This is a genomic window from Citrobacter sp. On2M (assembly GCF_018035235.1).
Lineage (GTDB): Bacteria > Pseudomonadota > Gammaproteobacteria > Enterobacterales > Enterobacteriaceae > Citrobacter > Citrobacter meridianamericanus.
Genome location: NZ_WPCV01000005.1, coordinates 493,505 through 515,949, shown reverse-complemented (window position 1 = coordinate 515,949; position 22,445 = coordinate 493,505). Strand labels below are relative to the sequence as shown.

The 22,445-nt window shown below is 52.2% G+C and carries 19 protein-coding genes and 1 pseudogene; 10 read left to right on the top strand and 10 right to left on the bottom strand.

Going from position 1 to position 22,445, the window contains the following annotated elements; genetic code table 11:
• The first annotated feature begins 101 nt into the window (after positions 1 to 101).
• From parC to ftsP, 3 genes are all read left to right on the top strand, one after another.
• Positions 102 to 2,360, top strand: a complete 2,259-nt coding sequence (gene parC / locus On2M_RS20390) for a DNA topoisomerase IV subunit A (protein WP_151217724.1) — start codon at positions 102 to 104, stop codon at positions 2,358 to 2,360.
• Between the two features lie 197 nt (positions 2,361 to 2,557).
• Positions 2,558 to 3,295 carry a 1-acylglycerol-3-phosphate O-acyltransferase gene (plsC, locus tag On2M_RS20385; RefSeq protein ID WP_060854968.1) on the top strand — a complete coding sequence of 246 codons (738 nt, stop codon included), beginning with the start codon at positions 2,558 to 2,560 and terminating at the stop codon, positions 3,293 to 3,295.
• Between the two features lie 71 nt (positions 3,296 to 3,366).
• Complete coding sequence (gene ftsP / locus On2M_RS20380) at positions 3,367 to 4,779, top strand: cell division protein FtsP (protein ID WP_210905374.1); 1,413 nt, start codon at positions 3,367 to 3,369, stop codon at positions 4,777 to 4,779.
• Between the two features lie 16 nt (positions 4,780 to 4,795).
• Here ftsP and On2M_RS20375 read toward each other — a convergent pair whose 3' ends face one another.
• Entirely contained in the window at positions 4,796 to 6,271 is a 1,476-nt protein-coding gene (locus On2M_RS20375; protein WP_151224351.1) for a TrkH family potassium uptake protein, read from the bottom strand.
• 199 nt (positions 6,272 to 6,470) lie between these two features.
• Here On2M_RS20375 and On2M_RS20370 point away from each other — a divergent pair, with 199 nt between their 5' ends.
• The gene (locus tag On2M_RS20370) at positions 6,471 to 8,642 is read left to right on the top strand and encodes a YgiQ family radical SAM protein (protein ID WP_003024532.1); all 2,172 of its coding nucleotides are present in this window, start codon (positions 6,471 to 6,473) and stop codon (positions 8,640 to 8,642) included.
• 57 nt (positions 8,643 to 8,699) lie between these two features.
• Here On2M_RS20370 and On2M_RS20365 read toward each other — a convergent pair whose 3' ends face one another.
• The 4 genes from On2M_RS20365 to yqhD form a co-directional block, all read right to left on the bottom strand.
• Positions 8,700 to 9,155 (bottom strand): HIT family protein, encoded by a 456-nt coding sequence (locus On2M_RS20365; RefSeq protein ID WP_151217721.1) that lies wholly within the window; start codon positions 9,153 to 9,155, stop codon positions 8,700 to 8,702.
• A 43-nt stretch (positions 9,156 to 9,198) separates the two neighbouring features.
• Positions 9,199 to 10,653, bottom strand: coding sequence for a DASS family sodium-coupled anion symporter (locus On2M_RS20360; RefSeq protein WP_210905373.1), 1,455 nt, complete (start codon positions 10,651 to 10,653; stop codon positions 9,199 to 9,201).
• 188 nt (positions 10,654 to 10,841) lie between these two features.
• A complete protein-coding gene (dkgA, locus tag On2M_RS20355; RefSeq protein WP_151217720.1) occupies positions 10,842 to 11,669 on the bottom strand; it encodes a 2,5-didehydrogluconate reductase DkgA in 828 nt (275 codons plus the stop codon).
• A gap of 103 nt (positions 11,670 to 11,772) precedes the next feature.
• The gene (gene yqhD / locus On2M_RS20350; RefSeq protein ID WP_151217719.1) at positions 11,773 to 12,936 is read right to left on the bottom strand and encodes an alcohol dehydrogenase; all 1,164 of its coding nucleotides are present in this window, start codon (positions 12,934 to 12,936) and stop codon (positions 11,773 to 11,775) included.
• A 193-nt stretch (positions 12,937 to 13,129) separates the two neighbouring features.
• Between yqhD and On2M_RS20345 the strand changes: the two genes are divergently transcribed.
• Positions 13,130 to 14,029, top strand: coding sequence for an AraC family transcriptional regulator (locus On2M_RS20345; RefSeq protein ID WP_029139662.1), 900 nt, complete (start codon positions 13,130 to 13,132; stop codon positions 14,027 to 14,029).
• A gap of 90 nt (positions 14,030 to 14,119) precedes the next feature.
• On the opposite strand, the gene yghB is transcribed toward On2M_RS20345, so the two are convergent.
• Both yghB and metC read right to left on the bottom strand, forming a co-directional pair.
• Positions 14,120 to 14,779: a DedA family general envelope maintenance protein YghB gene (yghB, locus tag On2M_RS20340; RefSeq protein ID WP_187253254.1), complete on the bottom strand. Its 660-nt coding sequence runs from the start codon at positions 14,777 to 14,779 to the stop codon at positions 14,120 to 14,122.
• Between the two features lie 131 nt (positions 14,780 to 14,910).
• Positions 14,911 to 16,098, bottom strand: a complete 1,188-nt coding sequence (gene metC / locus On2M_RS20335; protein ID WP_210905372.1) for a cystathionine beta-lyase — start codon at positions 16,096 to 16,098, stop codon at positions 14,911 to 14,913.
• Positions 16,099 to 16,348: 250 nt separating this feature from the next.
• On the opposite strand from metC, the gene exbB reads away from it, so the two are divergent.
• Positions 16,349 to 17,083: a tol-pal system-associated acyl-CoA thioesterase gene (exbB, locus tag On2M_RS20330; protein ID WP_151217716.1), complete on the top strand. Its 735-nt coding sequence runs from the start codon at positions 16,349 to 16,351 to the stop codon at positions 17,081 to 17,083.
• Between the two features lie 6 nt (positions 17,084 to 17,089).
• On the top strand, positions 17,090 to 17,515 hold the full coding sequence (gene exbD / locus On2M_RS20325; RefSeq protein ID WP_151217715.1) for a TonB system transport protein ExbD: 426 nt from the start codon (positions 17,090 to 17,092) through the stop codon (positions 17,513 to 17,515).
• 69 nt (positions 17,516 to 17,584) lie between these two features.
• Here the strand turns inward: exbD and On2M_RS20320 are convergent, their stop codons facing one another.
• On the bottom strand, positions 17,585 to 17,992 hold the full coding sequence (locus tag On2M_RS20320; protein WP_210905371.1) for a cytoplasmic protein: 408 nt from the start codon (positions 17,990 to 17,992) through the stop codon (positions 17,585 to 17,587).
• Position 17,993: 1 nt separating this feature from the next.
• Positions 17,994 to 18,398 (bottom strand): hypothetical protein, encoded by a 405-nt coding sequence (locus On2M_RS20315; protein ID WP_187253251.1) that lies wholly within the window; start codon positions 18,396 to 18,398, stop codon positions 17,994 to 17,996.
• Positions 18,399 to 18,502: 104 nt separating this feature from the next.
• On the opposite strand from On2M_RS20315, the gene On2M_RS20310 reads away from it, so the two are divergent.
• Positions 18,503 to 19,006 carry an RNA helicase gene (locus tag On2M_RS20310; protein ID WP_187259008.1) on the top strand — a complete coding sequence of 168 codons (504 nt, stop codon included), beginning with the start codon at positions 18,503 to 18,505 and terminating at the stop codon, positions 19,004 to 19,006.
• A gap of 69 nt (positions 19,007 to 19,075) precedes the next feature.
• On the opposite strand, the gene On2M_RS20305 is transcribed toward On2M_RS20310, so the two are convergent.
• Entirely contained in the window at positions 19,076 to 20,116 is a 1,041-nt protein-coding gene (locus tag On2M_RS20305; RefSeq protein ID WP_187253250.1) for an aldo/keto reductase, read from the bottom strand.
• Between the two features lie 191 nt (positions 20,117 to 20,307).
• On the opposite strand from On2M_RS20305, the pseudogene On2M_RS20300 reads away from it, so the two are divergent.
• Positions 20,308 to 20,533, top strand: a pseudogene (locus tag On2M_RS20300) (dienelactone hydrolase family protein); the annotation flags it as partial.
• A 197-nt stretch (positions 20,534 to 20,730) separates the two neighbouring features.
• Complete coding sequence (locus On2M_RS20295) at positions 20,731 to 22,371, top strand: methyl-accepting chemotaxis protein (protein ID WP_210905370.1); 1,641 nt, start codon at positions 20,731 to 20,733, stop codon at positions 22,369 to 22,371.
• Positions 22,372 to 22,445 lie beyond the last annotated feature (74 nt).

Genomic DNA, 22,445 nt, shown 5'->3' with positions numbered 1-22,445 from the left:
TTCGTGGCCCTTTTCTTTGTGACTCAACACGCCAGATAGGGTAGTATCTGCGGCAATATTGCCCTTCAATAAAGGGGTACAAAGTTGAGGAACCACGATTAATGAGCGATATGGCAGAGCGCCTGGCGCTGCATGAATTCACGGAAAACGCCTATCTGAACTACTCCATGTACGTCATCATGGACAGGGCGTTGCCGTTTATCGGCGATGGTTTGAAACCCGTTCAGCGTCGCATCGTGTACGCGATGTCCGAGCTGGGGCTGAATGCCAGCGCCAAATTTAAAAAGTCCGCCCGTACCGTCGGTGACGTACTGGGTAAATACCACCCCCACGGCGACAGTGCTTGCTATGAAGCGATGGTGCTGATGGCGCAGCCGTTTTCTTACCGTTATCCGCTGGTTGACGGGCAGGGGAACTGGGGGGCACCGGACGATCCGAAATCCTTCGCGGCAATGCGTTATACCGAATCCCGCCTGTCTAAATATGCGGAAGTCCTGCTGGGTGAACTCGGCCAGGGCACGTCGGATTGGGTGCCTAACTTCGATGGCACCATGCAGGAGCCGAAGATGTTGCCTGCGCGTCTGCCGAATATTCTGTTAAACGGCACTACCGGTATCGCCGTTGGTATGGCGACGGACATTCCGCCGCACAACCTGCGTGAAGTGGCTAAAGCAGCGATCACCCTGATTGAGCAGCCGAAAACGACGCTGGATCAATTGTTGGATATCGTGCAGGGGCCGGATTATCCGACCGAAGCAGAGATCATTACGTCGCGTGCGGAGATTCGTAAGATTTACGAAAACGGACGCGGCTCCGTACGTATGCGTGCGGTATGGTCGAAAGAAGACGGCGCGGTGGTGATTTCCGCGCTGCCGCATCAGGTTTCCGGGGCTAAAGTGCTGGAGCAGATCGCCGCTCAAATGCGCAATAAAAAGCTGCCGATGGTCGACGACTTGCGCGACGAATCGGATCACGAAAACCCGACCCGTCTGGTGATTGTCCCACGCTCCAATCGCGTGGATATGGAACAGGTGATGAACCACCTGTTTGCGACCACCGATCTGGAAAAAAGTTACCGCATCAACCTGAACATGATCGGGCTTGATGGGCGTCCGGCGGTGAAAAACCTGTTGGAGATCCTCACTGAATGGCTGGCGTTCCGCCGCGATACCGTGCGTCGTCGCCTCAACTATCGTCTGGAAAAAGTGCTTAAACGCCTGCACATCCTCGAAGGTTTGCTGGTGGCGTTCCTCAACATTGATGAAGTGATCGAAATTATTCGTCATGAGGATGAACCAAAGCCAGAGCTGATGTCGCGGTTTGGCATTTCTGAAACCCAGGCTGAAGCCATCCTCGAGCTGAAATTACGCCATCTTGCCAAACTCGAAGAGATGAAAATCCGCGGTGAGCAGGATGAGCTGGCGAAAGAGCGCGATCAGTTGCAGGGCATTCTGGCCTCCGAGCGTAAAATGAGTAACCTGCTGAAGAAAGAGCTGCAGGCTGACGCCGAGGCCTATGGTGACGATCGTCGTTCTCCGCTGCAGGAGCGTGAAGAAGCGAAGGCGATGAGCGAGCATGACATGCTGCCGTCTGAGCCGGTGACTATTGTGCTGTCCCAGAGTGGCTGGGTGCGTAGCGCGAAAGGCCACGACATCGATGCGCCAGGATTAAGCTATAAAGCGGGCGACAGCTTTAAGTCGGCGGTGAAGGGTAAGAGCAACCAACCGGTAGTGTTCGTTGACTCGACCGGACGCAGCTACGCCATCGACCCGATTACGCTGCCGTCGGCGCGTGGTCAGGGTGAGCCGTTGACCGGGAAGCTCACGCTGCCGCCAGGCGCGACGGTTGAGCACATGCTGATGGAAGGCGACGACCAGAAACTGCTGATGGCATCCGACGCGGGCTATGGTTTTGTCTGCACCTTCAATGACCTGGTAGCACGTAACCGTGCGGGTAAAGCATTGATTACGCTGCCAGAAAATGCGCGCGTTATGCAGCCGGTAGTGATTGAAGATGAAACCGATATGCTGCTGGCGATTACTCAGGCCGGTCGCATGTTGATGTTCCCGGTAAGCGATTTACCGCAGTTGTCGAAGGGCAAAGGGAACAAGATCATTAATATCCCCGCAGCGGAAGCGGCAAAAGGCGAAGATGGTCTGGCGCTGCTCTATGTGTTACCGCCGCAAAGCACGCTGACTATCCACGTCGGCAAGCGCAAAATTAAACTGCGTCCTGAAGAGTTGCAAAAAGTTACCGGCGAGCGTGGTCGTCGCGGTACGCTAATGCGCGGCCTGCAGCGTATCGATCGCATTGACATTGATTCGCCTCGACGCGCCAGTCACGGCGACAGCGAAGAATAACGCTACCGTCCAGCTCTCCCTGTTTTCGCGCAGGGAGAGCCAACGTTAAAAATTCCCGTGAAACCGTTGTTTATTCGAGCGTTGCGATTAACAATACGCTTTTCCTTAAGAGCCGTTCTTAACAAAGCCCTAACCTGATGCCGAGTTGTGCATCCGGTGACGTAAAACGCCAGGTTCTTAGGCCTTTAGAGGTTGTTATGCTATATATTTTTCGTGTCATCATTACTGTTATTTACTGCGTTCTGGTCTGTATCTTCGGGTGCATATACTGTCTGTTCAGCCCACGAAATCCTAAACACGTCGCCACGTTTGGCCACATGTTTGGCCGCCTGGCTCCCCTTTATGGTCTGAAGGTCGAATGCCGCATGCCGGCAGACGCGCAGAACTATGGTAATGCTATCTATATTTGTAACCATCAGAACAACTACGACATGGTTACCGCTGCGAATATCGTTCAGCCGCCGACGGTAACGGTAGGTAAAAAAAGCCTGCTGTGGATCCCGTTCTTTGGCCAACTTTACTGGCTAACCGGTAACCTGCTGATTGACAGAAACAACCGCGCAAAAGCGCACAGCACCATTGCAGCCGTGGTTAACCATTTCAAAAAACGTCGCATTTCTATCTGGATGTTCCCGGAAGGAACACGCAGCCGCGGTCGCGGTTTGTTGCCGTTTAAAACCGGTGCGTTTCACGCGGCGATTGCGGCAGGTGTCCCGGTTATTCCGGTGTGCGTTTCAACAACCTCGAACAAGATAAATTTAAATCGCCTCAATAATGGTCTGGCGATTGTCGAGATGTTGCCGCCGGTGGATATTAGCCACTTTGGGAAAGATCAGGTTCGTGAACTGGCAGCGCATTGCCGTACGCTGATGGAACAAAAAATCGCAGAACTCGATAAAGAAGTTGCTGAACGGGAAGCCGCCGGTAAGGTTTAATCCGTGCTATTCGGGTTTTTTACAGGAAAAGATTTCCTGTGTGTTAATCGCCAGTTTTTCATGGAGTTTATATGTCATTCAGTCGGCGTCAGTTCATTCAGGCATCGGGGATCGCACTGTGTGCAGGTGCTGTTCCGCTGAAGGCTAATGCTGCCGGTCAGCAACAACCGTTACCCGTACCTCCGCTGCTGGAGTCCCGTCGGGGGCAGCCGCTATTTATGACGCTGCAGCGCGCGCACTGGTCCTTCACGCAAGGCACGCGCGCACCTGTCTGGGGAATTAACGGTCGCTACCTGGGACCGACAATCCGCGTCTGGAAAGGGGATGACGTCAAGCTTATCTACAGCAACCGTTTGACTGAAAATGTCTCGATGACTGTCGCCGGTTTACAGGTACCTGGCCCGCTAATGGGCGGCCCGGCACGCATGATGTCTCCTAATGCGGATTGGGCGCCAGTGCTGCCGATTCGGCAGAATGCCGCCACGTTGTGGTATCACGCCAATACACCAAATCGTACAGCCCAGCAGGTCTATAATGGCCTTGCCGGGATGTGGCTGGTTGAGGATGAAGTGAGTAAATCGCTGTCTATCCCCAATCACTACGGGGTGGATGATTTTCCGATCATTATCCAGGACAAGCGTCTGGACAACTTTGGTGCGCCGGAATACAGCGAACCCGGCAGCGGTGGTTTTGTTGGGGATACGCTGTTTGTCAACGGGGTGCAAAGTCCGTATGTCGAGGTTTCTCGTGGCTGGGTGCGCTTGCGCTTGCTCAATGCCTCAAACTCGCGCCGTTACCAGTTGCAAATGAGCGATGGCCGTGCGCTGCATGTGATTTCCAGCGATCAGGGCTTTTTACCTGCGCCCGTTTCGGTGAAGCAGCTCTCGCTGGCGCCTGGCGAGCGCCGTGAAATTCTGGTGGATATGACTAACGGTAATGAGGTCTCTATCACCTGCGGTGAGGCGGCCAGCATTGTCGACAGGATCCGCGGATTCTTTGAGCCTTCCAGTATTCTTATCTCCACGCTGGTATTGACGCTGCGTCCGACTGGCCTCCTGCCGCTGGTGACCGACAGCCTGCCAATGCGCCTGTTGCCAACGGAAATCCTCAGCGGTTCGCCGATTCGCAGTCGTGACATCAGCCTGGATGATGATCCTGGTATCAATGGTCAGCTGTGGGACGTCAATCGCATGGATATTACCGCTCAGCAAGGCTCCTGGGAGCGTTGGACGGTGCGGGCGGATATGCCCCAGTCTTTCCATATTGAAGGCGTCTCGTTCCTGATCCGTAATGTGAATGGCGCGATGCCGTTCCCGGAAGACAGAGGCTGGAAAGATACCGTTTGGGTCGACGGCCAGGTTGAATTACTGGTCTACTACGGACAACCTTCCTGGGCCCATTTCCCGTTTTACTTTAACAGTCAGACGCTGGAAATGGCGGACCGTGGTTCGATCGGACAGATGTTGGTGAACCCGGCGCCATAATGCGCCGGGATTTCCGTTACGCCCGCCAGAACATGCGCGAGAACAGGATTAGAATGGGGTAAATCTCCAGACGCCCCAGGATCATGGCCGCGCACATCAGCAGTTTTGCTTCATCGTTCAAAGTACCAAATGTCGTTGCGGTGACGCCAAATCCCAGACCCATGTTGTTGATGCAGGCGGCGACGGTGGCAAAAGAGGAGAAAAGATCGTAGCCCATCAGATTGAGCGCCCAGATAAAAAAGCTGGTGAACAAAACGTAAAGAAAGAAGAAGCTCCATACCGAACGCACCACGCGGTCGCTTACCACGCTATTACCCACTTTGATATTCAGTAAAGCGCGAGGATGTGCGAGTTGGTGTAGCTCCTGACGGCACTGCTTGAACATAATTAAAAAGCGCAGCACCTTAATCCCACCGCAGGTCGAGCCCACGCAACCGCCGAAGAAACTGGCGCTGAGCAGCATAAAGATGGTATGCGAGGGCCACTGCGCGTAATCCGCCGTGGACAGGCCATTATCCGTCAGCATGGAGCTGGCGAGAAAAAAGGCATGCACCAGACTGTCCGTTATCCCATACATGCCCGCCCGCCAGACCTGCCAGGTGGCGATCACGGTGACAACCAGCGCAATAAGCAGAAAGAAACGCAGTTCGGCATTGCGACGAAAGGGTTTGAAGGTACGTTTCGCAATAGCCACGTACCAGAGGGTGAAGTTAAAAGCAGACAACAGGGAAAACACCCCAGCGACCAGCTCAATCGCATGGCTGTCATAGAAGCCGATACTCTCACTGCGCGTGGAAAAACCGCCGAGGGAGACCGTCGACAGCCCATGGCACAAGGCGTCGAAAAACGACATCCCGGCTGCCCAGTAGGCCAGAGTACAGATTAGACCCAAAATGACATAGGTCAGCCACAGCGTACGTGCAGTATCGGCAAGTCTTGGCGTGAGGCGTTCTTCTTTAAAGGGCCCCGGCATTTCAGACTGATACAGCTTCATGCCGCCGATACCCAAAAGCGGTAATACCGCCACGGCGAGGACAATAACCCCCAGTCCGCCAATAAAATTGAGCTGGGCCCGATAGTAGAGATACGATTTCGGCAACGCGCTGACGTCGTGAATCACCGTTGCACCCGTGGTGGTTATACCGGAAACCCCTTCAAACAGGGCATCGGCAAAAGAGAGATTTAAGCCGTCGTCCATCCACATCGGCATCGCGCTGATAAACGAAAACAGCAGCCAGAACAGAACGATAATGACGAAGCCATCCCGGGTTCGTAGTTGAATACCCGCATGCTTGGTTGCCAGCCATGCGCCGCCGCCGAGGGTAAAGAAGGTCATAAACGTGCTGAAAAAAGCGAAAAAGCTCCGCTCTTTGTTTAACAAAGCAATGGTCATCGGTGGCAGCATGGAGAAGCTGTAGAGAAGAACCAGAAATCCGCACAGGTGAACAACCACCCGTAACTGGGAAATATGCAGTGAATCGTTGAGTCGCAATGAAAAATCCCCCGCCAAAAAAGAGTGACCTCAGTTGGTCGGCATGGCGTTAATAATGATGGATCAAAATGGGCTGCGTAAAATTTAACAATTTATAAATCTTTCTACTCGTCTGGTTCAGACTCCACTTCATTTCTTGCCGACATACAGCGTATAATCCCCGGCCTTTGATTATTTTTTTACCATTTTTGGAAGCACTATGAGCGCAATATCCCTGATCCAGCCGGACAGAGACCTTTTCTCCTGGCCGCAGTACTGGGCTGCCTGTTTTGGCCCGGCACCGTTTTTGCCGATGTCACGCGACGAAATGGACCAACTTGGCTGGGATAGCTGCGACATCATTCTGGTTACCGGCGATGCCTACGTCGATCACCCCAGCTTTGGCATGGCAATTTGCGGCCGTATGCTGGAAGCTCAGGGCTTTCGTGTTGGGATTATCGCCCAGCCGGAGTGGAACAACAAAGACGATTTTATGCGTTTGGGTAAACCGAACCTGTTCTTTGGTGTAACCGCAGGCAATATGGACTCGATGATCAACCGTTATACGGCCGATCGCCGACTGCGCCATGACGATGCCTATACGCCAGACAACGTGGCGGGCAAACGCCCGGACCGTGCCACGCTGGTCTATACCCAGCGCTGTAAAGAAGCATGGAAAGATGTGCCGGTTATTCTCGGTGGTATTGAGGCCAGTCTGCGCCGTACCGCGCACTACGACTACTGGTCTGATACCGTTCGTCGCTCCGTGCTGGTGGATTCAAAAGCCGACATGCTGATGTTTGGTAACGGTGAGCGCCCGCTGGTGGAAGTGGCGCATCGTCTGGCGATGGGGGAAACCATCGATCAGATCCGCGACGTGCGTAACACTGCGATTATGGTTAAAGAAGCACTACCGGGCTGGAGTGGGGTGGATTCCACGCGCCTCGACACGCCGGGCAAAATTGACCCGATCCCGCATCCGTACGGCGAAGATCTGCCGTGTGCCGACAACAAACCGGTCGCCCCGAAAAAGCAGGAAGCGAAAGCGGTAACGGTACAGCCGCCGCGCCCGAAACCGTGGGAAAAAACCTACGTGCTGCTGCCATCTTTCGAAAAAGTGAAGGGTGACAAAGTGCTGTATGCGCATGCGTCGCGTATCCTGCACCACGAAACCAACCCAGGCTGCGCGCGTGCGCTGATGCAAAAGCATGGCGATCGCTACATCTGGATTAACCCGCCAGCTATTCCGCTTTCTACCGAAGAGATGGACAGCGTCTTTGCGCTGCCGTACAAGCGCGTGCCGCACCCGGCGTATGGCGATAGTCGCATTCCGGCCTACGAGATGATCCGTTTCTCGATCAACATTATGCGTGGCTGCTTTGGCGGCTGTTCGTTCTGTTCGATCACTGAGCACGAAGGCCGCATCATCCAGAGCCGCTCTGAAGATTCGATAATCAATGAGATCGAAGCCATTCGCGACACCGTTCCGGGCTTTACCGGCGTGATTTCCGATCTCGGTGGCCCAACGGCGAACATGTATATGTTGCGCTGTAAGTCACCGCGTGCTGAGCAGACCTGCCGTCGTCTGTCCTGCGTTTACCCGGATATCTGTCCGCATATGGATACCAACCACGAACCGACGATTAACCTTTATCGCCGGGCGCGTGATTTGAAAGGCATTAAAAAGATCCTCATTGCTTCCGGTGTGCGCTATGACATCGCGGTTGAAGATCCGCGCTATATCAAAGAGCTGGCGACCCACCACGTTGGCGGCTATCTGAAGATTGCGCCAGAGCATACTGAAGAAGGCCCGCTGTCGAAGATGATGAAGCCGGGGATGGGCAGCTACGATCGCTTTAAGGAGCTGTTCGATACCTACTCTAAACAGGCGGGTAAAGAGCAATACCTGATCCCATACTTCATCTCCGCGCACCCGGGTACGCGTGACGAGGATATGGTGAATCTGGCGCTGTGGCTGAAACAACGTCGTTTCCGTCTGGATCAGGTGCAGAACTTCTATCCATCGCCGCTGGCGAACTCCACAACCATGTATTACACCGGGAAAAACCCGCTGGGTAAAATTGGTTATAAGAGTGAAGATGTGGTGGTGCCGAAAGGCGATAAGCAGCGCCGTTTGCATAAAGCCCTGCTGCGTTACCACGATCCAGCTAACTGGCCGTTAATCCGCCAGGCGCTGGAAGACATGGGTAAAAAGCATCTGATCGGCGGTCGTCGTGAATGTCTGGTTCCGGCGCCTACGCTGGAAGAGATGCGTGAAGCACGTCGCCAGAACCGTCATACCCGTCCTGCGTTGACCAAGCATACGCCAGTGGCTCATCAGCGCCAGACGCCTGCCGCGAACAAAAAACGCGGCAAAGTTGCGGGGCGTTAATGCCAGATTGAATGCCGGATAAGGTACAAATGCTTTACCCGGCAATCACATCCAACGTTATGCCTCACGAATTCTGGCCGCTAATGCGGCCAGTTTTGCATCATCCGCTCGTTCGTGGTCGTGTGATGACAGATAGCCTTCATACTGCTCGAAAAATTTGGTCTGCCGCGACTCAATCGGTTTCCAGTGGGGGAGATCGCCAGTACCGTGCATAGGGCTTAATTTGCTGTGCACATGGTCTACGCCGAAACCTTCGAAGAACATCCCCGTACGACTGACATCCGGGAAAGCCTTATCCAGTTTCTTAGCCACTTTTTGGGTTGCCATCATCAGGTCAGCCAACGCCTGCGGCGGCATATCGAAGGCATAGCTGGGGTAATGCTTTTTCGGGATCACCACGGTAAAACCGTCAGTGTTCGGGAAAATAGACAGAAAAGCCAGATGGTGCTCGTCTTCCCAGACCTTATGGCAGGGGGCTTTGCCTTCAACTATTTGACAGAAAATACAGGTCATTCCTTTTCTCCGCAGTAAGGTATGTCGTCAGGACGCAGTCAGTTTAGTACAGACCCAATACCTTCCACCACATCAACCCCACGGTGATAAACACCGCCTGGTTAAACAGGCTGATGATAAAGCCTGTGCGCCACCAGACGCCCGTTGGAACGTACCCTGCACCAAACAGGATTGGACCGCGAGCGTGGGTGTACTGGGTGAGCGAGCAGTACAAACTGCTGGTGAAGGCCAGCATTAGCGCCGTGGGGGCAGCGGGGATGTTCAAATGCAGACCGACGCCGAGGAAAACGGCGTACAGCGCGGCAATCTGTGCATTGCCGCTGGCAAAAAAGTAGTGAGTATAGAAATAGGCGGCGTTCAGCAGCAGCAGGACGATTACCCAACTGGTACCGTGCATGGTGCTGCTCAGGCTGTCACCGATCAGATTGCCAAACCAGGTGGTAAAACCCAGTTTTTTCAGCTGGTTTGCCATCATCAGCAGCGCGGCAAACCAAATCAGTGTGTCCCAAGCGCCTTTTTCACTTTTGACGTCTTCCCAGCTCAGAACACCGCTTAGTAATAAAATAGACAGTCCCACGAACGAGGCAGTGGTGGCGTCGACGCCTAACGTATCGCCAAAAATCCACAGCACCAGCAGCACGCCGACGGTAGCCAGCATCAGCCATTCCCCACGAGACATCCGACCCATTTCCACCAGCTCTTTACGCGCCAGATTCGGGGCATCTGGTGTGTGTTTAATTTCCGGGCGTACAATCCAGTAGACCAGCAATGGAACCAGCAGTAAGGAGACCAGGCAAGGCAGCAGCGCCGCCATGAACCAGCCGCCCCAGGTCAGCGTGACGCCCGCATTGGCCGCCAGCTTCACCGCTAACAGATTGCCAGTGTAGCCGGTCATAAATAGTGCGGCAGTAACGTCGTTGACGTTGCCAATACAGGTGATAAGAAAGGTACCGATTTTACTGCGGGACTCATCTTCCGGATTCGAATGAAAACTGCGCGCCAGGGAGTCGGCAATGGGGTAGATGACGCCGCCGCAGCGTGCCGTATTGCTCGGCATTGCGGGGGATAGAATCAGATCGGCAAAGGCCAGACCGTAGGCGAGTCCGAGAGTGCGTTTGCCAAGCAAACGGATCATCTGCAGCGCAATACGTCGTCCGAGGCCTGTTTTGATAAACCCGCGGGCAATCATAAAAGCGACGACGATAAGCCAGATAAGCGAACTGTTCAGTTCGCTTAGCGCTGTGGTGATAGCGCCGCTGGCGGTTTTATCTCCGGCAGCATAGGCGAGTGCAAAAACCGTAATTCCAATAATGCCGACTGCGCCGATGGGTAACACTTTCGCCACGATAGAGGCGATGGTGGCGACGAAGATAATTGCTGAATGCCAGGCTGGCGTACTTAGCCCTGTCGGCGGGGTAAGCTGCCACAGTCCAGCGGAAATGAGTGTTATAAGAATCAATGGGATCCATTTGACACTATTGCTTTTTTTCTCAGTCACGGTTACGCACCTATAGGTGTTATAAATATATTCATATCATGAATATATTTACTGAATAATTAACAGGTTATGTTGCGTAATGCTGCTCCAGGGATTGCAAGAAATACATCAATATATGTGTGTGAATTGTTTCCTGATATTTCAAATCAGAAAAGGCCCGACGAGAGTGTCGGGCTGGAAGGAAGGGGTTAACCGCCGAACTGGTCTGGATCGGGTCCCAGACGTTTACCCTGATCGAGTTTCGCGATTTCGCCTAATTCATCTTTATCCAGGCGGAAGTCCCAGACGTTAAAGTTTTCTACGATACGCGCAGGAGTGACCGATTTCGGAATCACCACCAGGCCGCTATCCAGATGCCAGCGGATGACAATCTGCGCGGGTGATTTGCCATATTTCTCTGCGAGGTCACGGATTATCTTTTGATCGAAGACATCTTTGCCGCCCTGCGCCAGTGGACTCCAGGATTCGGTCTGGATTTTATGTGTGGCGTTCCAGGCGTGCAGTTGGCGTTGTTGCATGAGCGGGTGAAGTTCTATCTGATTAATCACCGGAGGTACGCCGGTTTCATCCATTAGCCGCTGGAGATGGTTTATCTGAAAGTTGCACACGCCGATGCTCTTAATCAGCCCTTCTTTTTGCAGGTCGATCATGCTTTCCCACGCTTCAACGTAGTGGTCGATCGCCGGAACGGGCCAATGCATCAGGTACAGATCGAGGTAATCAAGCTGGAGTTTCTCCATGCTTTCGAGTAAGGCTTCCCGGGGGCGTTTCTGGTCATCATTCCACAGCTTAGTGGTAATGAATAACGCTTCCCGCGGCACGCCTGCATCGCGTATTGCTTTGCCGACACCTTCTTCATTTTTGTACGCTGCCGCGGTATCGATTGAGCGATACCCCACTTCCAGCGCTTTATGAATGGCGGTGATGACTTCTTCGTTGCTTGCCTTCCAGACCCCCAGGCCCAGTTGTGGCATGACGTTGCCATCCTGTAGTTTTATAATGGTTGGAGTGGTCATAATTCCCCCCTTAATGTCTGTCACCGGAACATACTCCGGTGACATAGGTGTGACTTAAGCCTGGTATAAATACCCAAAAACGAAAGGTGGAGGTCAAAAAACCTTAGCGGGCAGCTTCGTAAATCCGACGGCTGACGTCGAGCGTAATGTCCTGATGTTCTCCCAGTTTCGTATTCCCATGGGCTTCCAGTTTTTCCAGTAACGCCGGGATAGAACTGCCGTCCAGACCGTAGTCAGACAGGCGAGTCGGTACGCCCATTTGCTCGAAGAAAGCGCGGGTTGCTGCAATGGCGGCATCGATGCGCTGGTCATCGCTTCCTTCGGTGATATTCCACACGCGTTCAGCATACTGCAGCAGTTTGGCTCGCTTGGCATCGCGTTTTTCATTCCACAGCGCAGGCAGAACGATGGCCAACGTTTGGGCATGATCGAGACCATGCATTGCGGTCAGTTCGTGACCCAGCATATGCGTTGCCCAGTCCTGCGGTACGCCTGCACCAATCAGGCCGTTGAGTGCCTGGGTTGCCGCCCACATGACGTTTGCACGGACGTTGTAATTTTCCGGCTCCTGCAATGCTTTCGGGCCTTCTTCGATAAGCGTCAGCAGAATGCCTTCGGCAAAGCGATCCTGAATTTTCCCGTCGACCGGATAGGTCACATACTGCTCAACGGTATGAACGAACGCATCCACGACACCGTTAGCAACCTGACGCGGCGGCAGTGTATAGGTGTAAACCGGATCCAGCACGGCAAATACCGGCTGCACAAACGGGGTCATAAAGGCCAGTTTATCGCCAGTTGTTTTACGTGAAATTACCGCACCGGAGTTAGATTCAGAGCCGGTAGCTGGCAGGGTTAATACGGAGCCCATCGGGATGGCGCTTTTTACGTCATTACCGTGGGTTTCCAGAATACGCCATGGATCAACGCCGTCCGCGTACTGTGCCGCAGCCGCGATGAATTTGGTGCCATCCAGCACTGAACCACCGCCCACCGCCAGCAGGAACGTCACTTTCTCATCACGTACGATTTTTACCGCGTTCATTAGCGTTTCATAAGACGGGTTCGGCTCAATACCGCCAAACTCAATCACGTCCAGACCTTTTAGCGCGTCCTGAACCTGTGCCAGAACGCCGGTTTTTTTCACGCTGCCGCCGCCGTAGGTAACCAGTACGCGAGCGTCCTGAGGGATTTGATCGCGCAACTGTGCAATTGCGCCTTTACCAAACAGAATGCGGGTTGGGGTATGGAGATTAAAATTGTTCATTGCTCGTTCCCTTATGTGGGTAAAAAAGAGGGCAGGAGAGTATCTGCCGGATGATGAACATTGTGGTCGTCAGTCGCGTAGCTCTCAATGCTCATTTCTGCCGATGCCTTGCCCATTTCTACAGACGACTGGAGAAAAAGTATAAATCTGCGCATTATGGCAGGGTTACAAACCGATGATGAACTGGTGCTCTATGAACCGTGATGAGATCTGCCTTCTGCTGACAGATAAAATTAAGCAGTTGAAAAATAATGAAAATAAACTCAGCGAACTGCTGCCAGATGTTCGTCTGCTCCACGGTACTGAGCCGGCGGCGCGTACACCGGTGATGTATCAGCCTGGCATCATATTTCTCTTTTCGGGGCATAAAATTGGTTATATCAATGAACGCGTATTTCGTTATGACGCCAACGAATATCTGTTGCTGACAGTACCTTTACCCTTTGAATGTGAAACGTATGCGACGCCGGAGGTTCCACTGGCCGGTATTTACCTGAATGTCGATATTCTGCAATTGCAGGAGCTGTTGATGGACATTGGGGAAGACGAGCTGTTCCAGCCCGCCATGGCGGCCAGCGGGATCAACTCCGCGACGCTCTCTGACGAAATTCTCTGTGCCGCTGAGCGTCTGCTGGATGTGATGGAACGGCCGCTGGATGCGCGTATTCTGGGAAAACAGATCATTCGCGAGATCCTCTACCATGTGCTGACCGGGCCGCGTGGCGGCGCGTTACTTGCGCTGGTTAGTCGCCAGACGCATTTCAGTTTGATAAGCCGGGTGTTGAAGCGAATAGAAACCAAATACACCGAAAACCTCAATGTAGAACAGCTGGCGGCAGAAGCGAACATGAGCGTGTCGGCGTTTCATCATAATTTTAAAGCGGTGACCAGCACATCGCCGCTGCAATATCTCAAGAGTTATCGGCTGCATAAAGCACGGATGATGATGATCCACGACGGAATGAAGGCCAGCGCGGCCGCCATGCGTGTCGGCTATGAGAGCGCATCGCAATTCAGTCGTGAGTTTAAACGTTTCTTTGGCGTAACGCCGGGAGAGGATGCGGCCAGAATAAGAATGATGCAGGGGAGTTGACTTCTTGTCGGCCTGACAGGTACACCGTACGCCTTAAAGCTGCGTGCTATAAGGCGAAATGCCGGAGATTATCCGGCCTACGGATGCGATTCAGGCGCTACAGTATTTTTTTTTAATCACCACGAACAGCGTTCCCAACAGACCTGCGGTTAACAGGGCAATCGGCAGGATCATTAAAAAGGTCATCACCTGATCTTCATGGCGTTTGACGAACGGGATCATGCTCAGCGCATAGCCGAAGCCGGTGACGACCGTGACCCACAGCAGTCCGCTCAGCCAGTTAAAAAACTGGAATCGACGATTAGGAAGCCCTGAAATACCCGCCATTGTTGGCAGCAGGGTACGAACGAATGCCAGAAAGCGTCCGGCCAGCAGCGCCATCAACCCATGTTGATCAAACATACAAGTGGCACGCTGATGATACTTTTCAGGTAATTGCGCCAGCCAGCCTTTTACCGTCCGCGTGTTGCCCAGCCATCGTCCCTGAATGTAGCTCAGCCAGCAGCCCAGACTGGCTGCGGCGGTCAGAATAGCTATGGTAGGTAAAAAACTCATCACGTCCTGAGCGATCAGTGCACCTGCCAGCAATAACAGGCTGTCTCCGGGTAAAAAGGAGGCGGGCAGCAGGCCATTTTCTAAAAACAGTGTGGCGAACATAACGAAGTACACCACGCTCACAACGTGTGGATCCGCCAGCGCGGCAAAATCGTGTTGCCAGAGCGCGGAGACAATATCTTGAATGACTACCATGGACTTTCCTGTGGAACAGCGTTTATGTGTGGATTGTACTCCTGAATTGTCCGGTATGCCTTGATCCCGGACGCAACAATTGCAGACTTTTCCACCAGAAGTGTCTGCATATATGTCCATCTATGGCAATTTTACTCGATTCGGGCAAATCCTGCGGCTAAATCGGCAATCAGATCGTCAACATTCTCTAAACCGATATGCAGACGGATGAGCGTTCCACTGAAGTCCACCTCGCCTTGTGGACGAATTGCCGCAATGTGCTCCGGCTGATTAGCGAGAATCAACGACTCAAAGCCGCCCCAGGAGTAAGCCATGCTGAACAGGTTGAAGTGATCCATATACGCGCTCAGCTCCTCATGATTGAGTTTCTTATTCAATACGAACGAGAACAGACCGCTGCTGCCGGTGAAATCACGCTTCCAGAATTCGTGACCCTTACTGCCGGGTAGCGCTGGGTGGTTCACGCGGGCGACCTGCGGATGGCTGGCCAGGCATTCGGCAACCTTTACGCTGCTTTCATGATGCTGACGCAGGCGTACGCTCAGCGTACGCAGTCCACGGCTGGTCATATAGGCAGTATCGGCATCCAACATTTGTCCCATCAGATACGCATTTTCGCGCAGTTGATCCCAGCAGCGGGCATTGGATACCGCCGTGCCGACCATGCCATCGGAATGACCAATCAGATATTTGGTGCCAGCCTGAATAGAAACATCGATGCCAAAATCCAGCGCTTTGAACAGCACCCCGGCAGCCCAGGTGTTATCAATCATGATGATCGCGTCAGGTGCAACGCTTCTGACGGCGGCAACAATAGCCGGAACATCATGCACTTCCATGGTGACAGAGCCAGGCGATTCCAAAAATACGACTTTGGTGTTCGGCTGCATGTGCTTCACTATATCGGCGCCAACCAGCGGATCGAACCAGCCGGTGGACACGCCAAGCTTGCCGAGAATTTTTGTGCAGAAATCCTGGCTGGGTTCATAGGCGGTGTTGGTCATCAGCACATGATCGCCTTGCTCCACAAAAGCGAGGATGGTGTTTGCCACGGCTGCCGCGCCGCAGGGGAATAAGGCGCAACCTGCCCCGCCTTCCAGTTCACACATCGCCTCCTGCAGGGAGAAATGCGTCAGGGTTCCGCGACGTCCGTAAAAAAGTGCGCCGTTAGCCCGGTTATGGGTAGCCTGTTTTTTGGCCTCTAAGGTGTCAAAAACCAGCGAAGAAGCGCGCTGGATCACGCTATTTACCGAGCCCAGCGTGTACTTTTTACTGCGCCCTGCATGCACAAGTTTGGTTTCAAGTTGTTTATCTGCCATGTTGTTTGACCTGTTTTTATACGTCTGGATGTCTAAACTACCATGAATCAAAGATGACGCATCCCGCAGAACAGGCATACAGTAGAAAATAATCTCAAACTGCGTCTGGTGACTTTTTTACTGCGTAAGCGCAAGGAAAAGAAACCAAAGGTGCGGCACTATGTAAATAGTAATGAGAACGACTATCAATTCGACGTCGTTTTGATATCATTACGCACAGATTTTGTGACTTGCGTCCTGGAGATACAGAGTGGGTAATAATTTGATGCAGACGGACCTTTCCGTCTGGGGTATGTATCAGCACGCCGATATCGTGGTTAAGTGCGTGATGATTGGGCTGATTTTGGCGTCAGTGGTCACCTGGGCAATTTTCTTTAGTAAGAGCCTTGAGTTCTTTACTCAGAAACGCCGCCTTAAGCGCGAGCAGCAACTGCTGGTGGATGCTCGCTCTTTAGACCAGGCAAGTGAGATTGCCGCAGGATTCGATGGCAAAAGCCTGGGCGCGCTGTTGATTAACGAGGCGCAGAATGAGCTGGAACTGTCTGAAGGTAGCGACGACAACGAAGGTATTAAAGAACGTACTGGTTTCCGTCTGGAGCGTCGCGTCGCGGCGGTAGGGCGTCATATGGGGCGCGGTAACGGATACCTGGCGACCATCGGGGCTATCTCTCCGTTCGTGGGGCTGTTCGGTACGGTATGGGGCATCATGAATAGCTTCATCGGGATCGCGCAAACCCAAACGACCAACCTGGCCGTTGTTGCGCCGGGTATCGCAGAAGCGCTGTTAGCCACCGCGATTGGTCTGGTTGCAGCAATTCCTGCAGTTGTTATCTATAACGTTTTCGCACGTCAGATTGGCAGCTATAAAGCGATGCTGGGCGATGTCGCGGCGCAGGTGCTGTTGCTGCAAAGTCGCGATCTCGACCTGAACGCTAGCGCATCCGCGCATCCGGTACGTGCTGCGCAGAAATTACGTGTAGGATAATGTTCCATGGCAATGAGCTTTAATGAAAACCTGGACGATAACGGTGAAATGCATGAAATAAACGTGACGCCGTTTATCGACGTTATGTTGGTTTTATTGATCATCTTTATGGTGGCTGCGCCGTTGGCAACGGTGGATGTGAAGGTGAATCTCCCTGCTTCCACCAGCACACCGCAACCGCGTCCGGAAAAACCGGTTTACCTGTCTGTGAAAGCCGATAAGAGTATGTTTATTGGCAACAACCAGGTGACGGACGATACCATGATTAGCGAGTTAAATACGCTGACTGATGGCAAGAAAGACACTACGATCTTCTTCCGTGCGGATAAAACCGTCGATTATGAAACCATGATGAAGGTTATGGATGCTTTGCATCAGGCGGGGTTCCTGAAGATTGGTCTGGTTGGTGAAGAGACTGTAAAAGCGAAGTAATCCTCATTGCCGGGTGGGGGGGCGCCTTACCCGGCCTGCAGCTCCTGATTCAACGTTCTCCACTCGCCCTTATCTGTCTTCATCCAGGGCGACTGTCGTTATCCTGGTTGGCTCGTAGTTGCCTTCAGACAGTTTACACGTCAGGCGAAGGGTGGCTGTTTCTCGCCTGAGAATATGCTGATATGCGCTTTCCAGCCGGGTCATTATTTTGTCCCGCAGTTCCGGTTGCTGCTCCATAATGGCCTCAATGGCGGCGCCGTAGATCTCTTCTTTAGCTTGTAGCGCATAAATCTCACGGCGATTTTGCCATTTCATTCGTACCAGCGCGGCGGGGATAGAAACAATCTCCTGAGCGACGCTTTCCAGCGTCGCGTTTTTATTGGCAATCAACACGGCTAAATTTTGCTTTAAGACAAACTCATCGCTTTTATGGTCATCTAAAGCCAAATAAACATTATTATCCTCAATATCTTTCATTTTATTTCTTTTCCAGAGAATAAAAAATAGGATCGCTGGTTTCACGTGTGATTAAATTAAGCCAAATTTTATTACCTTGCTCATTTATGATAGCTGTTTTTGTGGACAAAATTTTACTTAATTCTTGAGCGTTAATGTCGCCTTCTGCTTGTAGTGAATTGAGCAAGCGAGTGAATGACTCAATTTTCGCGGCACGAAACAAACGCTCTTTTAAATGACGATCACACTCTTCAAATAACATATTGCGTGCCTGACCGGTAGCTGTAGCGCTAATCAAAATATCGGGTTCGTAATCGCTTAACGTTCTCTTTCCCTGATTCAAATTTTCACTATTATCTACGGGTTCAGTATTGGTAGATGGACTGGATAAGTGAAAATGCGAGGGAACAAGATGCTCGGGAAGCATGTTGAAATATCCTTTGATGCCAATGATATGTTGTTTTAAATAAATCAGGCCGCGTTGACAATAGCATGGCGTAATTTTAAAATCAAAAAAAATGGAGCCAGTATATGAACAGTATATTTTATTCTGTTATAACCCTGCTATTGCTGACCTGCGGGGTGCTTTTTTTTATGCGCAGTGCAAATAAAAACCGATATGCAGAAAATGGACATTCTGAAAACCAGCCGGAAATGCTGAGTAAAGAAGAAGGCGAGGACCATTTCTCGGTATTGATGAATTCGATTACCCCAGTCTGGTATTGGCGCGTTAATCACGAATATATCGATTTTATCCACTCCACGATCAAACGGATGACAATGGTGGAGTTGAATGAGATTCCTGGATTATTTGATGCACAGCGGCGTTGCAGCGACCTCAACTCTGCGGTGTATAAATATTACGACAATATTAAAAAACGCTGTTTGAGCGGTGAGAAGGTCCCGCATGCTGACCTGGACGTGCTCAACCTGCGTCAGTGCTTCAGGGAGTTCAGTCTTGAGGCTTATCCTGCACTTGTCGCGCTGGTCTGGCCGGAGTATCAACGCCCGGAGATCAACGCGGAAGAAGTGTGAGGGGACTGTCGGGTCTGCATTACGTGCCGGGGAGGTTAACGACACCTTCCGGCACGGAGTGATAAACAGCTATTTGTCCGATGAGGCCTGCCACAGGTTCAGCTTACCGTCTGCGACGTGCTTATCGATCTGCGCCAGTTCTTCGGCACTGAACGTCAGGTTCGCCAACGCCTGAACGTTTTCCTCCAATTGCTCCGGCCGGCTGGCGCCAATTAACACCGAAGTCACCCGGTTGTCTTTCAGCAGCCAGCTTAAGGCCATTTGCGCCATCGACTGCCCTCGCTGTTGCGCCATCTCATTGAGCAAACGCAGGCTGGTAAGATTTTCTTCCGTCAGCATGTTTTCCGTCAGCCCACGGGCTTTTTTCCCTTCACGTTGCATGCGTGAACCTTCCGGAATGCCGTTGAGGTATTTCCCCGTCAGCAGCCCCTGGGCCAACGGCGTAAATGCGATACAGCCCATGCCGTTGGATTCCAGTGTATCCAGCAAACCGCTACTGTCTACCCAGCGGTTAAGCAGGTTGTAAGAAGGCTGGTGGATCAGCAACGGAATTTTCCACTCCCGCATCAGCTCGGCCATTTTCTGCGTACGCTCCGGGGAATAGGATGAGATACCGACATACAGCGCTTTACCGCTTTGCACCGCATGGGCCAGGGCTGAGGCGGTCTCTTCCATTGGCGTATTTTCGTCAACGCGGTGTGAGTAGAAGATATCGACATAGTCGAGGCCCATGCGTTTCAGGCTCTGGTCGAGGCTGGCGAGCAGGTATTTGCGCGAACCGCCAGAACCGTATGGACCTGGCCACATGTCATAGCCTGCTTTGCTGGAGATGATCAGCTCATCACGATATTGTGCAAAATCCTCGCGCAGTAATCGGCCAAAATTCTCTTCTGCGCTGCCCGGAGGCGGTCCATAGTTATTGGCTAAATCAAAATGCGTGATGCCTAAATCAAATGCTTTACGCAGCAGGGCGCGCTGTGAATCCAGCGCCTGAACGTGCCCAAAACTGTGCCATAAACCCAGCGATAGCGCGGGTAAACGCAAACCGCTGCGCCCACAGTAACGATAGAGCATCTGCTCGTAACGTTCAGGATTGGCAAACCAGGCCATGAGATCTCCTTAGTGCAGGTGAATTTCGAAACAACGTTTCTATTCTAGCGGGTTCCCGCTGAAGATCCCGTTCACCAGGTCACACTGGGATGAAAAACTGGGTAAAAACAGACCACTGTGTTTTGCGTATAAAAACATCAATCAGGAGCGCTGCCATGCCGCGTTTAACTGCGAAAGACCTTCCACAAGAGTTACTCGATTACTATGACGGTATCCAAATTAATGAGGGGACCTGCTTATGAGGAGGCACTCAAGGCCAATAAGAGAGTCTATGAGGCATATATCTATCCCGGCGTTAATCATGGTTTTCATAATGATTCGACACCACGTTATGATAAGACTGCTGCTGATTTATCCTGGAAACGCACTCTTACATGGTTTAATGAATATTTACGATATAAAACAAAGGATTATTAAATGATTTAGGCTAATCATCTGAATAGTAATGCTAGCTAATTTCATTAGCATTCATGTTGATATAGTGTAAATAGATATTGAATGTACTTAAGAAAGTAAAAAAATAAAGAACGCATTATATCTTCTCTGTTGCCTGCCGATAACAAGGATAAGTATCGCCTGATGGCGAATTCCTCATCAATGGCAAGGAAATTATTATGCGTTTGCTGAAAAACTTCACTATTCGTATTGTCATGTTGGCAATACTGGGACTTTTTTGCCTGCTCTGGTCGGGCGTGGGTTTATTCAGTCTTCATTCTTTATCAAAAATATCTGAAGGCAATGATATTGACCGTCATCTCGTCCATCAGATGACGGTGCTCAGTCAGGGGAACGATCAGTACTTTCGCTTCGTTACGCGGTTAAGTCGCGCCATGGACGTCAAAATGAGTGGCGGAACGCCTGATTTTGCGCCGGCGCAGCAGTCCCTTGAGAACATGAGCAAAAAACTCCAGGAGATGAAAACATTGTCTCCAGGCCCCATGGATCCGGAAGTTGCCGCGGCGGTACTGACGAAGTGGCAGACGCTGCTGGACAATGGCGTGATCCCGCAAATGCAGCTGGCAAAGCAGGGCACGCTCACGGCCTTTGCGGAACATGCCAGCACCATAACGCCAGCGCTGAGCCGTGAATTTGGCGCCAGTGCCGAACGTTTTAACGCCACGGCAGGAGAGCGGCTTGATACCACCCGTGTTATGGTCGATGGCAAAACGTCTATCATCCGGACGTTAATTATTACTGCCGTGATCCTCGGTATTGCCCTACTGTTCTTTACCGACCGTTACCTCGTCGCCATGATGGTGAAACCTCTGGGACGCATCCGTCAGCAGTTCCAACAGATTGCGCAGGGCGATCTCAGCCATCCTATTGAAGATTTTGGGCGTAACTGCGTGGGCCAACTGGTGCCGTTACTATGCGCGATGCAGGACAGCCTGCGCGAAGCCGTCAGTACCATTCGTTCAGGTAGTGACAACATCTGGCGAGGAGCTACGGAAATTTCCACCGGTAATAACGATCTCTCCTCACGTACTGAAGAGCAGGCTGCGGCGCTGGAAGAGACCGCTGCCAGCATGGAGCAACTGACCGCCACGGTAAAACTTAACGCCGAAAATGCGCGTGAGGCCAGCCAGCTTGCCGATACGGCGACAGAGACGGCAGGTAAAGGCAGCACGCTGGTTTCTGAAGTGGTTGAGACGATGGATGGCATTGCCGCCAGCTCGAAACAGATCGCCGAAATTACGTCTGTTATTAACAGTATTGCTTTCCAGACCAACATTCTGGCGCTTAACGCCGCAGTTGAAGCTGCCAGAGCGGGCGAGCAGGGACGTGGTTTTGCCGTCGTTGCTGGTGAAGTACGTAACCTTGCCAGCCGGAGCGCCGGAGCGGCGAAAGAAATTGAGACGCTGATTGGCGAATCGTCGCGTCGTGTCGATCAGGGCGCTCGTCTGGTTAAAGAGACGGGATTAACCATGGAGGCAATTCTCCGCGGTGCCACCGAAGTGACCGTTATCATGAAACAAATTGCCTCTGCCTCGGAAGAACAGAACAAGGGCATCTCGCAGGTGAGTGTGGCGATCACCCAGATGGATAGCGTCACGCAACAGAACGCTGCATTGGTTGAGCAAGTCTCTGCCGCGGCTGTGGCGCTGGAACGACAAACGGAAGAGCTGCAACGCTCGGTGCAACAGTTCCGCCTGTCTGCGAATGATGTGCAATACGCTGCTGCGAATACCACTTCCCCTTCAGCAGACAGCAAAACGTCTGCGGCCGCCAAAACGGACGAGTGGGTGTCCTTTTAAGCAGGCGCAAAAAAGTACGTGAAACCTCTGGCCTTTGCTTAAAAAATCGCTATATAATTTATTATATAGCGATT

Coding starts and splice junctions, on each gene's coding strand:
- On2M_RS20315 (WP_187253251.1), bottom strand. CDS start 18,398: ATGCTTCCCGAGCATCTTGTTCCCTCGCATTTTCACTTATCCAGTCCA.
- On2M_RS20310 (WP_187259008.1), top strand. CDS start 18,503: ATGAACAGTATATTTTATTCTGTTATAACCCTGCTATTGCTGACCTGC.
- On2M_RS20295 (WP_210905370.1), top strand. CDS start 20,731: ATGCGTTTGCTGAAAAACTTCACTATTCGTATTGTCATGTTGGCAATA.
- On2M_RS20365 (WP_151217721.1), bottom strand. CDS start 9,155: ATGACCTGTATTTTCTGTCAAATAGTTGAAGGCAAAGCCCCCTGCCAT.
- parC (WP_151217724.1), top strand. CDS start 102: ATGAGCGATATGGCAGAGCGCCTGGCGCTGCATGAATTCACGGAAAAC.
- ftsP (WP_210905374.1), top strand. CDS start 3,367: ATGTCATTCAGTCGGCGTCAGTTCATTCAGGCATCGGGGATCGCACTG.
- yqhD (WP_151217719.1), bottom strand. CDS start 12,936: ATGAACAATTTTAATCTCCATACCCCAACCCGCATTCTGTTTGGTAAA.
- On2M_RS20320 (WP_210905371.1), bottom strand. CDS start 17,992: ATGAAAGATATTGAGGATAATAATGTTTATTTGGCTTTAGATGACCAT.
- dkgA (WP_151217720.1), bottom strand. CDS start 11,669: ATGACCACTCCAACCATTATAAAACTACAGGATGGCAACGTCATGCCA.
- exbD (WP_151217715.1), top strand. CDS start 17,090: ATGGCAATGAGCTTTAATGAAAACCTGGACGATAACGGTGAAATGCAT.
- yghB (WP_187253254.1), bottom strand. CDS start 14,779: ATGGTAGTCATTCAAGATATTGTCTCCGCGCTCTGGCAACACGATTTT.
- On2M_RS20305 (WP_187253250.1), bottom strand. CDS start 20,116: ATGGCCTGGTTTGCCAATCCTGAACGTTACGAGCAGATGCTCTATCGT.
- On2M_RS20370 (WP_003024532.1), top strand. CDS start 6,471: ATGAGCGCAATATCCCTGATCCAGCCGGACAGAGACCTTTTCTCCTGG.
- On2M_RS20345 (WP_029139662.1), top strand. CDS start 13,130: ATGAACCGTGATGAGATCTGCCTTCTGCTGACAGATAAAATTAAGCAG.
- metC (WP_210905372.1), bottom strand. CDS start 16,098: ATGGCAGATAAACAACTTGAAACCAAACTTGTGCATGCAGGGCGCAGT.
- plsC (WP_060854968.1), top strand. CDS start 2,558: ATGCTATATATTTTTCGTGTCATCATTACTGTTATTTACTGCGTTCTG.